Source organism: Sorangium sp. So ce448, from assembly GCF_051520915.1.
Taxonomy (GTDB): Bacteria; Myxococcota_A; Polyangia; order Polyangiales; family Polyangiaceae; genus Sorangium; species Sorangium cellulosum_B.
In genome coordinates, this window is sequence record NZ_CP150343.1 from 1,333,892 (window position 1) to 1,348,618 (window position 14,727).

Below are 14,727 nucleotides of genomic sequence, written 5' to 3' on the forward strand. Positions count from 1 at the left end.
GTGGCAGCGAGACGCGGCGCGCTCCAGCGCCGCGTCGGGCGGCTGCTGCTCCTTGCCGCCTCGAGCCTGGCGAGGCGTCGCGCTAGATCTCGATGACCGTGCCTTCGCGCGCGGCGATGGTGTTCGGGAAGAGCTCGCGGGCGCGCATCTCCTTCTCGCGCACCATCGCGTCGGTCTGGTTGGGATCGTGGTGGTGCAGGACGAGCTGCTTGGCGCCCGCCGCCTTCGCGAGCTCGCAGCCCGCGACGAACGTGGCGTGACCCCAGCCCGTCTTCGGGCCGCCGCCGACCTCGCCCGCGTACTCTTCGGGCGTGTACATGGCGTCGAAGATCAGCACGTCGGCGCCCATCGCGAGCTTCTTCAGCTTCGGATCCACGATCGCGTAGTGCTCGGAGTCGGTGATGTACACGACGACCTTGCCCTCGTGCTCGACGCGGTACGCGTACACGCCGTTCGGGTGGTTGCCGCGCGCGTTGGTCACGCGCACATCGTCGTTCGGGCCGATCGTGACCACCTCGCCCTCGTAGAGGTCGCGGAAGGTCATCGCCGCGCCCATCTCCGTGAGGTGCACCGGGAAGCTCGGGTAGTCCATCTGCCCGGCCAGCGTCTCCTCGAGCGTCCGGGAGACGTTGAGGCCACCGTAGAGATGGATCTTGTTCCCGCGCACGAACGCGGGCGTGAAGAACGGGAAGCCCTGGATGTGATCCCAGTGCACATGACTGAAGAACATCCAGGCTTCGAAGGGCATCTCCTTGACCAGCTCCTGGCCGAGGAGACGGAGCCCCGTCCCGCCATCGAGGATGACCAGCGTTTCGCCGGCACGAATCTCATAGCAGCTCGTGTTGCCGCCTACTTCGACCGTGCCTGCACCGGGCGTGGGGATGCTTCCGCGAACCCCCCACATCTTGATCCGCATCCTGCCTCGCTCGCTGAACCCCGCCCGTTTCAAGGTAGAGCTATTAGATTCCGAGCGCGGGCAGCGTCAAGCCGCCTGGTGCACCGGGAGCAAGGAAGGTCGCAGACGTGGAGACCTGGCCGGGGGAGCAGGGCCAAGGCGCCAATGTAGTCAGGGGATAGGTTGCGGGCCCAGCGGCCGGCGCAGCCTGCCGCTGGGGGGCGGGAGGGGGCGGGAGCGCGCGGCGGCGGGGCCGGGGCGCGGGCGGCGGGGGCAGAGGCGCGGGCGGCGGCGCGGGAGGCGCAGGTCGCGGCCACCGGTCGGCCTGCGGGCGGCGCAGGCATCGGGGCGGCACGGCCCGCGGGCGGCGGCGGGAGGGCAGGACGATCGCGCGCAGCGGGCACGCGAAGGCCGCGGCCGATGGGCTATGGTCGGTCGCATGCCGCTCCACGCGGACGCCATCGTCGTCCTCGGCTGCAGGGTGTTTCCCTCCGGGCGCCCGGCGGCCCCCGGCGCGCGCCGCGCGGCGCGCGCCGCGGAGGCCTACCGCGACGGGGTCGCGCCGTGGGTGATCGCCAGCGGCGGGCGCCGCTGGGGCGCGCAGGTCGAGGCGCGCGTGCTCGCCGCCGAGCTGCGGCGCGCCGGCGTGCCGGCGCACGCGATCCTGCAGGATCTCTGGTCGCTGACGACGCACGAGAACGCGATCTTCAGCGCGGCCCTCCTGCGCCGCGTGGGCGCGCGGCGCGCGGCGATCGTCACCTGCTCCTGGCACATGGCCAGGGCTCTCCAGAACTTCCACGACGTCGGGATCGACGCCTGCGGGCTGCCGGCGTCGCGCGTGGGCGAGCCGGTGGTTGCGCGCGCGTGGCAGCGCGGTCACGAGGTGGTCTCGATGTGGCTCGACGCGCGCGCCATGCGCCGCAGGCGGGTCCTCAGCGAGAGCGCCGCCTGGCTGCTCGACACCGCTCGTCAGGGTGAACCGTGATCATGCCGAGAAGGCGCTCCTCTCCGCTCCTCGTCCTCGCGCTGCTCTTCTCCCTCTCCGCCTGCACCGGGCAGCCGGCGCCGGGCCCCGCGCCCGACGCCGGGAGCGCCGCGGCGGCGCCGGCCGCCAGCGCCGGGGCGGCGGGGCGGATCGACGCCCTCCTCGCGGCCGAGCAGCGCCGCGCCGCCCTGGAGGTGAGCCCCGCGGACCAGCAGAGCCGCGACGTCGGCGTGCGGCGCGCCGCCGCGCGGGCCCTCGCGCGCATCGGCGGAGACGCGGCGTGGCCTGGGCTCGCGCGGGCGCTCGCCGACGAGGACGACGAGGTGGTCGCGTGGGCCGCCTACGGCCTCGGGTTCTCGTGCAAGGAGCGCGAGGCCGAGGCCGTCTCGGCGCTCGTCGCGCGCGCCCTCGCCCGCGACGCCCGCCCGAGCCCCGCGGGCGCGGCGACCGCCGCTGCGTCCGCTGCGTCCGCGGCGGCGCCGAGCGGCGGCGTCGCTGCGGGGGCATCGGCGCTCGACGCGGGCGGCGCGCTCGCCCGCGCCATCGGGCGGTGCGGCGCGGAGGCGTCGGAGCCGACGCTGGTCGCGTGGCTCGACGGCCCGCGCGAGCGCGCGATCCACGCGGCGTACGCGCTCGGCGATCTCGCCGCGATCAAGCTCAAGCTGCGCGAGGAGACGCTCGTCGCGCTGCTCAACCTCGCCTCGGGGAGCGCGGCGAGCCCGCCGGTCCCCGAGGCGCTGTACCCGATCGGGCGCCTCGAGCACGTCCCGCTCACGGTCATCCCCCGCATCCGCGACGTCGCGACCGCGCGGCTCGCGGAGGCCTCCGACGCGCGGCTCTTCGCGGTGCGCGCGCTCGGCCGGGCAGGGGAGGCGGCCGCTTCCGAGCTCGCGCGCGTGCTCTCCGCGAAGGGGGTGTTCACCGCGAGCGAGCGCGCCGAGGCCGCGCGCGCCCTCAAGCGGCTCGGCCCGCCCGGCCAGCGCGCCCTCGCCGACGCGGTCGCCTCGCTCGCCCCGAGCGCGGACCCGATCGCGCTCACGGGCCTGGTGAGCGAGGACTTCGGCGTGCTGCTCACCGCGCTCGACGCGCTCGGATCTGCGGGAGCCGCGCGCAAGGCGCTCCGCGATCTCGCCGCCCTGCCGCCGCCGCCGAGCGCGCCCGCGGCGATCCTCCGCCGCGTCGCGTGGCTCCGCTGCGGCGCGGCCCGGCTCCTCGCGGGCGGGGACTACCGCGATCCGCTGCTGCTCGGCTGTGACGTCACGGCGCCGGCGGAGCCTGGGAGCAAGCCGGACGCAGGCGCGCCGGTGCGCGGCCCGATCGGCGCCCGGGCGGTCGTCGAGGTGATCGGCCGCGACGCCATCACGGGCGCGCGGCTCGCCGCGTTCCGGGCGTACGCTGCGTCGGGCGATCTGCGCGCGCGGGAGGCCGCGATCGAGCTCATCGCCGGGCACGAGGAGATCGCCGGCGCGCCCGACCTGCTCGCGAAGGCGCTCGCCGCGGAGGAGCCGGGCCTCGTCGCCGCCGCGGCGGAGGTCATTGCGCGGCAACCCCAGCGCGCGTCGGAGGCGCCGGGGAAGCGGAAGCGCAGGAAGCGGAGCGACGAGAAGGACGCCCCCGCAGCGGTCACGTCGCCGGCGATCGAGGCCGCGCTGCTCGCGATCCTCGACCGCCCAGGCGCGCGCGACGATCCGGAGCTGATCGGCGCGGTCGTCGACGCGGTAGGGGCGCTGGCGCTCAAGCCGGCGGAGGCTCGCCTGGAGCAGCTCTGCCGGTCGAGCCACCCCACGACGCGGGCGCGCGCCGGGACGGCGCTCGGCGTGCTCAGGGGCCGCAAGATCGCGTGCGACGCCGGTCTGCCGGGGGACGCGGGCGCGGCGGGGCGGCCGGCCGTCGCGCCGCCGGTCGGCGAGGTGCCGGCCGAGGCCTCCGCGCTCGTGCGCGCGCCGGTGGTGCTGATCTTCGACACGGACGCCGGCGAGCTCACGATGACGCTCGACCCTTCGCTTGCGCCGGTCGCGGTCACCCGCTTCATCGATCTCGCGCGCTCCGGCTACTACGACGGCAAGATCGTCCATCGCGTGGTGCCCGGCTTCGTCACCCAGTTCGGCGCGCCGTTCGGCGACGGCGCCGGAGGTCCGCCCGGCAGGCCGGCGCTGCGCTGCGAGACGTCGCCGGTCGCGTTCGAGCCGCTGCGGGTCGGCGTCGCGCTCGCCGGCCGCGACACCGGATCGAGCCAGCTCTTCGTGATGCACGCGCGCGCGCCGCACCTCGACGGCCAGTACGCGGCCGTCGGCGTCGCCGCCGGGCCGTGGGCTGCGCTCGCGGATGGGGACATCATCCGGAGCGTGAAGGTGCAGAACTGATTGCGCGCGCACGCGCGCGCAACGTGAACGGTCGTGTCGCGGCGTGGTCCATCCATGTCGGTTGACAACCGCCCCCGACCGGCGCTCTACAGTTTAGCGTGGTCATTGCCTCCTTTCTGGCCGTCGCGGTGCTCGTGTACACCTACTTCGGGTACCCGATCGTTATCGGCATCCTGGCGCGCCTCTGGCCTGCGCAGCGGAAGGAGGATCCGGACTACGTCCCCACGGTGACGGCGTGCATTCCCGTCTTCAACGCGGCGTCGTATCTCCCGGCGAAGGTCGAGAGCCTCCTCGCGCTCGACTATCCGAAGGACAAGCTGGAGGTCCTGCTCTTCTCGGACGGCTCGACGGACGACACCGTGCTCGTGGCGCGACAGCTGTCCGAGCGCGATCCGCGGGTGAAGGTGATCGTCAGCGAGGCGCGTCGTGGCAAGCCGATCGGCGTGAACACGATGCTCGGGGTCGCGACGGGCGAGGTGCTGTTGATGACGGACATCCGCCAGCCGCTCGTGCCCGGGGCGTTGCGCGCGCTCATGCGGCTCCTGGCCGATCCGAACGCGGGCTGTGTCTCTGGCAACCTGGTGCTGAAGGGATCGGCGGGGTCGGGGGCTTACTGGCGTTACGAGAACTGGATCCGCCTCCAGGAAGGGCGGTTCAGGAGCATGGTGGGCGTGACCGGTCCCATCTATGCGATCCGCCGCGCCGACATGGGCCATCTTCCGGAGGGCGTCATCCTCGACGACATGTGGGTGCCGATGCGGCTCCGCCTCGAGGGGCGTTCGATCCTGTTTGCTCCCGACGCGATCGCGTACGACGACGCGTTCGGCGACGAGCGCGAGTTCGGCCGCAAGGTGCGCACGTTGGCCGGCAATTATCAGCTCTTTTCGCTGCTCCCGGCGCTCCTCGTCCCGTTCAGGAACCCGTCCTGGTTCGAGATCTTCTCGCACAAGCTGCTCCGCCTCGTGTGCCCCTGGGCGCTCGTCGCGCTGCTGATCACGTCGACGGTCGCGTGGATGGGCGCCGAGATGAGCGGCGACGCCTCGTGGACGCTCTACGCGGCGCGCGCGCTGTTCGGCGGGCAGGTGGCCTTCTATCTGCTCGCGGCGCTCGGGGGCGCCGCGGGCAAGCTCGGCGCGCTCGCGCGGACGTTCGTGGTCCTGAACGCGGCGGCGGTGGTCGGCCTCTGGCGATACCTCCGAGGCTCGCAGAAGGTCACCTGGTAGCGCGGGGCGCGCCGGGGCTACGGCTCGAGGAGACCCACGAGCTCGTGAACGGCGCGCTGCGACCGCCTGAGGGAGAGCGACTCCGGCAGCAGCCGCTCTAGCCCCTCGGGCGGCAGCGACTGGAACCTGACCGGCGCGGGGAGGACGTCGAGCCCTGCGCGCTCGAACATGCGGAGGGAGCGCGGCATGTGGAGCGCGCTGGTCACGACCACGACGGCGTCGGCCGACAGACCGCGGGCGATCCGCGTCGAGTGGAGCGCGTTCTCTCGGGTATCGCGCGACTCGGTCTCCAGGATGATCTTCTTCCTCGGAACGCCGAGCTCCACGAGGAGATCAGCCATCGCGCTGGCGAGCTGTGTGGGCGCGCCTCGGACGTCCTTCCCCGAGACGATGACGTGCCCGAAGCCGTACTCGCGGTAGACCCGCACGGCGGCGAGGCCGCGCTCGAGGCCTGCCGCCGACTGCCGTTCCATGGCTGGCTCGCCGAACTCGTCGGCGTCGATGCCGGCGGTGAGGATGACGAGGACCCGCCGCTCGGGTGAGCTTCCGGCGAGCTCCGCGTGCAGGTCCCTCGGCGCCGTGCTGATCCGGCGCGCGAGCGCGCTGGAGAGCCAGGGCGTGGAGAGGAGCCACAGCGCGAGCCAGGCGCTCCACGCGAGCGCCCGCCCGATCTTCGCCCCGCGTGTTCGGAAGCTCCAGTCGCCGCCGGAGAGCGCGAGGCCGACGCCCGCGGCGACGAGGAGCACGAGCAGGGGATCGACGAGGCGGGAGATGGGCAAGGCGAGGCTCGCCGTGAGGCGCTGGGTGGGCTCACTCTATGAAGGTGCCGGGGGGGTGATGCGAGCGAAAAAAAGAGGGTCGCCTCGAGGATGAGGCGGCGGGACGCGGGCGATCGGGGATCGCCCGCCCCGCAGTGACGCGCGCCTGCGGCGGTTCGTGGTGGCGCGCGGCTCAATGCCGCCGGTGTGTGCGCCGGCGCCTGGCTGCAGCGGCGAGGGCGAGCCCCGCGAGGCCTGCCGGGAGCCACCCGTCGGGGGCGTTGCCGGGCATCCGGCAGCCGCAGCCGCCGTCGTCGCTGGAGCCGCTGACGCTGCCGCCGGTCGAGCTCTCGCCGCCGGTGCCGTTGCCGCCGGCGCCGCTGCTGCCGGCGCCGTTGCTGCTGCTGGTGTTGGCGGGCGGCTCTCCGAGATCGAGCGGCGCTTCCGCGTCATCGGCCGCGACGAGGATGGGCGGCGCCTCGCCGGTCTCCTCGTAGATGGCCAGGAGGTCGTCTCCCGTGCTGTCCGTGCGGTTCTCGGACTGCAGGAACTCGATGTACTCCTTCGTCATCGACTGGTAGTACACGCGCGCCGAGAGCGTTTGCCTGCCGAAGGCGTTGGCCGGGACGGTGAGCGAGAAGCGCGCCTCGTCGTAGTTGCGGTATCCGCCGTTCCCATCGGTGAAGTCGATCTCCTGGGTCGGCTGGGTGGTTCGCGACGGGACGAAGCCCTTCGGCGGGATGCGCGTATCGGAGATGATCATGTCGTGGAGCGCGAGGTGCTCCTCCTTCTCCCCCACGCCCGCCTCGCTGTCCCATTTCCCGTGCACGGCGCGGTACTCGTGGGTGGGCGGCTCGTGCTGGATCTCGCCGGTGTCGGCGTCGTAGCCGCCGAGCAGCGGTCGTTCGACGCCGTTCTCGTCGACGAGGAACACGGCGATCCAGGCGCGCCGGCTCTCCGCATAGCCTGTCGGGAACTTGTGACCGGTGAGGTTCTCGACCCGGACGGTGACGGCGATCTCCTCCCCTGGCGCGGCCTCCTGCGGGGCGTCGACGAGCGTGACCGAGGCGGCCGAGGCGAGGCTCTTGAGCGTACCGTCGAGCGCGAGCTGGAAAGAGTCGGCGTACTCCGCGGCGCGCGCCGGGTCGGCCGCCATGACGGCCTGGATGCCCCAGTGGTTGCCGCCGACGAGGAGGTGATCGCGCGGGTCGTTGCGGATCGGCCCCTCGTCGGCGACAGCCCACTCCCCGGGCTTCTTCTGCATGTGGCAGTCGATGCAGCTCTGCTCGTTCGAGCCACCGTCGCGGAAGTCGCTGGCGGCCCACTCCTCGTAGGTCGTGTCGAGGGGAAATTCGATGGTGGTGGGGGCACCGCTCGCGTCTCTCAGCATCACCTCCGGATTCGTGACCTGGTGACACTGGCCACAGAATCGGGAATCGGCGAGCATTGGGGCCTTCTCCCCGATGTGAGACCTGGACTCGATGTTCTCGTAAGGACCGTACATCACAGGAGTATTGATGAAGTCAGCAGCCTCTGGTGAATGGTCGAACACGAGCTGAGCATTGCCGAGGAAGTACGACTCAGTATTGTTTGAGCCCGGCGTCGGCATCGCGCGGTGGCAAACGTTGCAGCTGACGCCTTGGCCATCGACGATCTTGCCATCAACCGATGCCTCGGGGTCGAATCCAGAGCCATCCGGAGGCGTAGCTCTCCCGTTCAGGAACCCAATGGGAGAGTGACATCGCAGGCAGAAAGTCCCCACCCCCGGCGCGTCCTGGTTGGCAATCGCTAGAGCAGCTTTGAAGACAGGATCGCGCCATGCGTTGGCCATCATGGTACCTGCCCACGTGTCGGTGGGCATGTAGTCCTGGCGATCCTCGTATTCGGCGAGATGGCAGCCGGCGCAGCGCTCTGCGGTGCCCAGATTGTTCGGTTGTGGCATGTCGCCCGGCGCTGTGCCTTGGAGGTCATCGATCCCAGCCGCTGCCTTGTGACTCAGCAACCCGAGCGCGAGCACCCAACCCACTGCCAGTTTCAGCGTATTCTGCATGGCTCGAATCCAGATCTGGTAAGCTGCTCTTCGGAAGGTGGGGACCAACGATGAACGGCGGCGCTGTTCCCTATGAATCGCGGGACAATCTATTCCGGATCGATTCGGAAGATACTGCCTCCGTAAGAGACGATGTACAGCTCGCCCGCTGCGTCTTCTCCGAACGAAGCCAGGCCCTGGATGGTGCTCTCAGAAGCGAGGTCCTGGCTGAGCGAGCTTCTTGGCGTGGCGACGCCGTCCTTCCATGTGAGCATCCAGACTCTGTCCGAGGCGTAGTCGCCGAACAGGTATTTCCCACGAAGTGCGGGGATCCTGCTCCCACGATAGACATAGCCGCCGGTTACGGAACCATCGCCGTTGTCGTGATCGTACGTCACGATGGGCGCCGTGATCGTCGGCGAGTTGCATGGGGTCGCCTGGTCTTGCTGGATGCACGTACCCCCCTCGGTGACGCTCCATCCGTAGTTCTTTTTGCCCTGGCCGCGCGGCTCGACGTTGATCTCCTCAAACAATCGCCCACCGACATCTCCGATGTAGAGATCTCCCCTGCAGCGGTCGAAGCTGAATCGCCACGGGTTGCGCAGGCCGTAATCCCAGACGTCCGGATCTCCACCAGTGACGTTCCCCGCTGGCGCTGTCGGATGATTGTCGACATCGATGCGCAGGATCTTGCCGAGCTTTACCTCAATGTTCTGCCCATTGTTGTTCGGATCCGGGTTGTCGGTTTGGCCACCACCGTCGCCGACGCCTATATAGAGCATGCGATCTGGGCCGAACGCGAGCATGCCGCCGTTATGGTTGCCCATGACACCGGATGTTATGCGGAAATAGCTGCGCTTGCTCTCGGCGACGGCGACATCCGGATTGCTTGGCGAGCGTGAGAATTCCATCAGAGTGAGTCCAGTCGCCACATCACCCTGACGGCGTGCGTTGAAGTACACAAAGAAGCGCCCGTTCTCTGCGTAGTCGGGATGGAACGTGAGGCCGAGTAGCCCCTTCTCGTCATCATAGCCCGTGTCGACCGGCGTGACGAGCCCCGTGATGTCGAGGAACGGCTCATCCTGAAGCGCTCCGTTCTTTACCAGGCGAATCCTTCCGACCTGCTCGATAACGTAGAGTCGGCTCGCGTCGGCAGGCTCACTGGTTACATGGAGCGGCCGATCGAAGCCGTTGACTACCTCGGTAAGCTTGAGCGGCGGCACGGTCCCGCCCGGCTCGTCGCACTCGATCGTCCCGCTCCCGCCGGCACCGGAGCCGGCGCTGGTCGCAGGGCCGGTGCCGGCTCCGGTGCTCGTGGTCGAGCCCGGGCCGCTGGTGCTGGCGTTCGTGCCGGTGCTGGTGCTGGTGTTCGTGCCGGTGCTGGTGCTGGTGTTCGCGCCGGATCCGCTGCTCGTGGGAGCGCCGCTCGAGGTGCCGCCGCCGGAGCCCGGTCCACCGGGACCGGTGCCTCCCCCGCCTCCTCCGCCTGTGCCTGCGCTGTTGTCGCTGCCGCCGCAGCCATTCAGGGTGAAGCCGAGCCCGAAAAGGGCGGCTGCGATGGGCATAAAAGACAAAAGGAAACGCTTCTGGTCCATCATGCAGTAGGACACTATCCGAACAGCGCGCCCCTTGGTATAACTTTCCACCGCTCGGCGACGTCGGCATCTTGCGGCAGGCGCCCGGACCGGCGGGCACGACTACAATGCAAGACGCTTCCCTACTGCTGTTTGGAATTCTCTCGCGCCGGATTCCGTCGGCGGCGCGCTCCTGGCTGGAACGCGTCGAACAGGTGACCGGGATCGGTGCGGGGCTCGGCGGCACGCCCGACGCGCGGGAGAGCGAGTCGTCGACGTGGTTCGATCTCGACCGCTTCCTCGCGACGTTCACTGCGGCGGTACGCGTGCTCGGTAGGGGGCAGCTCCGGCTTCACCCCGACGAGCGGGATGCCCTGGAGGCTGCCCGTGTCGCCGGGGTGGTCGATGGCCGGGCGCTGGATGAGCTCGGCCGGGTAACGATGCTGGCGCAGGTTTCGAGGCGCCTGCCCGGACCGGAGCTCGAATCGCTGCTCCGTGTTTGTTATGAGCAGGGAGATGGCCGGGAGCGGCAGGCGCTCTTGCGGGCACTGCCGTTCTTGACCGAGGCAGAGCGCTTCGTTCCGCTCGCGGTCGAGGCGTGCCGAACGAATGAGCTGCCCATCTTCGAAGCGATCGCCTGCGAGAATCCCTACCCGGCTGCCTATTTTCCTGATCTCAACTTCAACCAGTTGGTCCTCAAGGCCATGTTCATGGGCGTGGCGCTCGCCCGGATCATCGGGCTCGACCGGCGGCGATCGGGCGAGCTCGCCCGGATGGCGGAGGACTTCGCGAGCGAACGGAGGGCGGCTGGCCGGAGCGTCCCGGCCGACATAGGCTTGCTCTCTCTGGACCACGAGCGTGAGCGCGCGACGCGGATCCCCGAGTAAAGCGGCGCGCTGCGGAGGGACTCTTGAAGCTATTCGATCCCCACATCCACATGACATCGCGGACCACGGACGACTATCAAGCGATGGCCGCGGCCGGCATCGTGGCCGTCCTCGAGCCGGCGTTCTGGCTCGGTCAACCGAGGACCCATGTCGGCACGTTCGAGGACTACTTCACGTCCCTGCTAGGCTGGGAGCGTTTCCGGGCCAGTCAGTTCGGCATTCGTCACCTTTGCACGCTGGGGCTCAACCCGAAGGAAGCCAACAACCCTCGCGTGGCGCAAGGCGTCATCGATCTCTTGCCCCGCTATCTTGACAAGGAAGGCGTGGTCGCGGTCGGGGAGATCGGGTTCGATGACATGACACCGGAGGAAGAGAAGTATTTCGCCCAGCAGGTCGAGCTCGCCCGAGAGCACGATCTTCCGATTCTGGTGCATACGCCGCACCGCGACAAAAAGCGGGGTACGGAGCGGACGCTCGCCCTAGTGCGGGAGCTTCGGTTCCCTGAAGAGCGTGTGCTCGTGGATCATAACAACGAGGAGACGCTGCCGCTCGTGCTCGCGACCGGCTGCTGGGCCGGCCACTCCATCTACCCCAATACCAAGATGGACGAGGACCGGATGGTCGCGCTGGTCAAGACGTTCGGTGCCGAACGGATCCTCATCAACAGCGCGGCGGACTGGGGCGTGAGCGATCCGCTTAAGGTGCCGAAGACGGCGGCGCGGATGCGCGAGAATGGGATCGCGGACGAGGCGATCGAGCGGATCGTGTGGAAGAACCCGCTCACCTTCTTCTCTCAGAGCGGCCGGCTCGATCTCGCGGAATTCGGCGAGGCGCCAGCGGTGGATCAGCGCGCCCTGTTCGAGGGCAACTCGGTCTTGCGCGGGCAGGCTCCCGTCGTGAAGAGCTGATAGAACAGGTATGCACCGCACGGTCGTTCTCAATGTCGTCGGGCTGACCGGCGAGCTCCTCGGCGATTCCACGCCGAACCTGAAGCGGCTCGCACGGGAGGGCGTGATGCGCCCTCTTCAGACCGTCCTCCCGGCGGTCACGTGCACGGTCCAGTCGACGTTCACCACGGGCCTCCTCCCGAGCGGGCACGGCTGTGTCGCGAACGGCTGGTACTTCCGCGACATCGCCGAGGTGAACCTGTGGCGCCAGGCGAACCAGCTCGTGGCAGGTGAGAAGATCTGGGAAGCCGCCCGTCGGCGCGATCCGACGTTCACCTGTGCGAAGCTGTTCTGGTGGTACAACATGTACAGCTCGGCAGACTACGCGGTGACGCCGAGGCCGATCTACTGGGCGGACGGGCTCAAGCTGCCGGATATCTACACTGAACCGGCGTCGTTGCGAGATGAACTCGTATGCCGATTGGGTGAGTTCCCTCTCTTCAATTTCTGGGGTCCGAATGCGGATATCCGGTCGACGGAGTGGATTGCGCGGTGTGCGCGCCATATGTATGACACGCGACGGCCCACGTTGACGTTGGTTTACCTTCCGCACCTCGACTACAACCTGCAACGGCTCGGGCCGGATCACCCGGGGATCAAGGATGATCTCCGCGCCGTGGACGCCGTGTGCGGGGAGCTCATCGACCATGTGCGCAAGGATGGGGCGCGGGTGATCGTCCTGTCCGAGTACGGCATCACGCGTGTGTCCGGCGTGGTGCACATCAACCGTGCGCTCCGAGAGCAGGGGCTCGTGCGCGTCAGGGTCGAGCGCGGCCTCGAGAAGCTCGACGCCGGCGCATCCGAGGCGTTCGCGGTGGCGGATCATCAGGTGGCGCATGTGTACGTGCGTCGCCCGGAGCGTATTCAAGAAGTGAAGGCGTTCCTTGAAAGGCTTCCCGGAATAGACGTCGTTCTCGATGCGGAAGCCAAGCGCTCAGCCGGACTGGATCATGCGAGGTCAGGAGAGCTTGTCGCGATCTCACGAGAGGATCGGTGGTTCAGCTACTACTATTGGCTCGATGATGATAAGGCTCCGGAGTTTGCCAGAACCGTCGATATCCATCGCAAGCCCGGATACGATCCTGTGGAGCTGTTTTCTGACCCTAAGCTGCGCGTCCTGCCAGCCCATGTCGCCTGGAAGCTGCTCAAGAAAAAGCTCGGTTTCCGGTATCTTATGGACGTGATCCCACTGGATGCCGCATTGGCGAAAGGATCGCACGGTCGTTTGACCGAGCGCCCGGAGCAGGGGCCGCTCGCCCTCTCTACCTGTGGCTCGCTGCTGCCGGATGAAAGGGTTCTTGCTCCTGATGTGAGTCGAATCGTGATGGATCACATCTTTTGTTGACGCCCCCTCCCCCGTCAGTTGCTTCGTGGCATAAATTGGTGTGATTGGTTCGCGGCGGCCACGTTGCTAAATTCCGAGCTTTGCCAGAAACATGGTGTCGTAATCTGTTTGCAGCGTACCCGACTCGAACGCGATTGTTCTGAAGAATGAGCCGATGATGATGGTCTCGTTGCTGGGGGCTGCCTTTGCGGCAAATCCGGATGACGGGCCTCCGCTTCGGTATGACCTTTTCCAGAGCGTTTCCCCTGACGAATCTAGTTTCAGTACCCAGGGGGATGGGAGTTCGTCGTGATCCATGATCTCGTTGTCCACCCTCAGCTCCCCGCTGAATTCTCCGATGAGCACGACATTGTTGAGCGTGTCATTGCTGATGTCTTTGATCGCGTTGTGGGAAGTTCCTTCAAAGTCGCGACTCCAACGATGTTTTCCAGATGTGTCGAATTGGACGACGAAGAACGCTGTGTGTCCATCGGGTGAACCGAGGCCGTGGCTGCTGTCAAATTCGATGCGCTCATCGTAGTTTCCGGTGGCGGTAATGTTGCCGAGGTTGTCGACGGTTAGAGCCGTCGGGTAACCGTTGTCGAAATCACGTGTCCAGACCGGGCTACCATCGCTGTCAAGCTTCGCTAGGAACATCCCCGCGCCGTCGAGCTCTGGGGAATCACCAAAGCGAATCGAGTTTTGATGATTTCCGATGACAACGATGTTGTCGCTTCGATCGATGGTTGCGTCTATCAGCGCATCATCGCCTGAGCTGCCGAACATCCGTGCCCATCCGCCTTGTGCTGTGCTCGTGGATCCTGTCTTCCCATCGAGTTTTGCAGCGTATATATCGAGCGTTTCCGCTGGAGCGGATGTCAGGATCGTGTCGTCGAACTCAATGCTCCCTCTGAACGTTCCTGAGATGAACGCGTCGCCGTGTTGTGTGCTGCTGATCTTGGGGCGAATGGTTCTGGTGAATTGGTCAAAGTAACTATCGTTAAGAATTTTGGCTGGGAAGCTGCGGCTCCACGTATGCTCTCCTTTGTTGCTGAATTTTGCGACAAATAGACCTGGTCCGACGTCGCTACCGCCGAAATTGATCGTGCCGTCGCTGACGCCAGTCAACAAGATGTTGCCTGCGGCATCTACGCTTACGGATGTCGCTTCCTGGGCCGCTGCATCTCCGAAACTGTGACTCCATATGTGGTTCCCGTCTTTGTCAAGGGCGACGATGAATATGTCGGAGTCTCCGGCGCTCGTGAGAGGCTCTGTGTCAAATTGTATGGACTGCGAGAAGGCGCCTGCTGCGATGATGTTGCCCTGTAGGTCGGTTGTTACTGAGTGAGCCACAGATTCAGTTCCGAATGCTCGTGCCCACAAGGTGCAGTCGAATCCGTCGCAATTTTCGTCGTCGTCGATCGCGCAGACCTCCTGAGCTGGTAGCTTTTCGTTCTGGCATGCGCCCCAGGCGCTTCCACTGTCGTCGCACGTCCGTGTTCCGGATTTGCACAGCCCGATATCAGCAGTACCTTCTGGGCCGCTGTAGCATTCCTCTGTCATGTTCGGCCTACAAACGTTCGCGCTGTTATTCCCGCCTGCACTCTGGTCTTCTGGTGGTGGAGAATCTTTAAAGTCGTCGAGCCCGAGGACGAGCGCGCATCCGGAACCGGCAAAGAATAGCGCAATGAAGCTTGTTGGAATGATTCGTGCGTTGCGTAACGTCATGAGCCGTGTCTCCA

At 67.4% G+C, this 14,727-nt stretch carries 11 protein-coding genes; 6 read left to right on the forward strand and 5 right to left on the reverse strand.

Annotated elements, in window-relative coordinates; genetic code table 11:
* Positions 1 to 82: 82 nt before the first annotated feature.
* Positions 83 to 916 carry an MBL fold metallo-hydrolase gene (locus WMF45_RS04885; protein WP_020733205.1) on the reverse strand — a complete coding sequence of 278 codons (834 nt, stop codon included), beginning with the start codon at positions 914 to 916 and terminating at the stop codon, positions 83 to 85.
* Positions 917 to 1,334: 418 nt separating this feature from the next.
* On the opposite strand from WMF45_RS04885, the gene WMF45_RS04890 reads away from it, so the two are divergent.
* The 3 genes from WMF45_RS04890 (at position 1,335) to WMF45_RS04900 (ending at position 5,466) form a co-directional block, all read left to right on the forward strand.
* Positions 1,335 to 1,880, forward strand: a complete 546-nt coding sequence (locus WMF45_RS04890) for a YdcF family protein (protein WP_437715797.1) — start codon at positions 1,335 to 1,337, stop codon at positions 1,878 to 1,880.
* Between the two features lie 2 nt (positions 1,881 to 1,882).
* Entirely contained in the window at positions 1,883 to 4,243 is a 2,361-nt protein-coding gene (locus tag WMF45_RS04895; protein WP_437715798.1) for a peptidylprolyl isomerase, read from the forward strand.
* Positions 4,244 to 4,341: 98 nt separating this feature from the next.
* The gene (locus WMF45_RS04900; protein WP_437715799.1) at positions 4,342 to 5,466 is read left to right on the forward strand and encodes a glycosyltransferase family 2 protein; all 1,125 of its coding nucleotides are present in this window, start codon (positions 4,342 to 4,344) and stop codon (positions 5,464 to 5,466) included.
* A gap of 17 nt (positions 5,467 to 5,483) precedes the next feature.
* On the opposite strand, the gene WMF45_RS04905 is transcribed toward WMF45_RS04900, so the two are convergent.
* The 3 genes from WMF45_RS04905 to WMF45_RS04915 all read right to left on the reverse strand — a co-directional run bounded on the left by WMF45_RS04905 (position 5,484) and on the right by WMF45_RS04915 (position 9,851).
* Positions 5,484 to 6,245, reverse strand: coding sequence for a YdcF family protein (locus tag WMF45_RS04905; RefSeq protein ID WP_437715800.1), 762 nt, complete (start codon positions 6,243 to 6,245; stop codon positions 5,484 to 5,486).
* 172 nt (positions 6,246 to 6,417) lie between these two features.
* Positions 6,418 to 7,671 carry an MYXO-CTERM sorting domain-containing protein gene (locus WMF45_RS04910; RefSeq protein WP_437715801.1) on the reverse strand — a complete coding sequence of 418 codons (1,254 nt, stop codon included), beginning with the start codon at positions 7,669 to 7,671 and terminating at the stop codon, positions 6,418 to 6,420.
* A 692-nt stretch (positions 7,672 to 8,363) separates the two neighbouring features.
* The gene (locus WMF45_RS04915) at positions 8,364 to 9,851 is read right to left on the reverse strand and encodes a PQQ-dependent sugar dehydrogenase (protein ID WP_437715802.1); all 1,488 of its coding nucleotides are present in this window, start codon (positions 9,849 to 9,851) and stop codon (positions 8,364 to 8,366) included.
* Positions 9,852 to 9,955: 104 nt separating this feature from the next.
* On the opposite strand from WMF45_RS04915, the gene WMF45_RS04920 reads away from it, so the two are divergent.
* Genes WMF45_RS04920 through WMF45_RS04930 form a run of 3 tightly spaced genes read left to right on the forward strand, consistent with a single transcriptional unit; the run spans position 9,956 to position 13,006 of the window.
* Positions 9,956 to 10,714 (forward strand): EboA domain-containing protein, encoded by a 759-nt coding sequence (locus WMF45_RS04920; RefSeq protein WP_437715803.1) that lies wholly within the window; start codon positions 9,956 to 9,958, stop codon positions 10,712 to 10,714.
* Positions 10,715 to 10,737: 23 nt separating this feature from the next.
* The gene (locus tag WMF45_RS04925; protein ID WP_437715804.1) at positions 10,738 to 11,622 is read left to right on the forward strand and encodes a TatD family hydrolase; all 885 of its coding nucleotides are present in this window, start codon (positions 10,738 to 10,740) and stop codon (positions 11,620 to 11,622) included.
* Positions 11,623 to 11,632: 10 nt separating this feature from the next.
* Complete coding sequence (locus WMF45_RS04930) at positions 11,633 to 13,006, forward strand: alkaline phosphatase family protein (RefSeq protein ID WP_437715805.1); 1,374 nt, start codon at positions 11,633 to 11,635, stop codon at positions 13,004 to 13,006.
* 66 nt (positions 13,007 to 13,072) lie between these two features.
* On the opposite strand, the gene WMF45_RS04935 is transcribed toward WMF45_RS04930, so the two are convergent.
* Positions 13,073 to 14,713 (reverse strand): hypothetical protein, encoded by a 1,641-nt coding sequence (locus WMF45_RS04935; protein ID WP_437715806.1) that lies wholly within the window; start codon positions 14,711 to 14,713, stop codon positions 13,073 to 13,075.
* Positions 14,714 to 14,727: the final 14 nt, after the last annotated feature.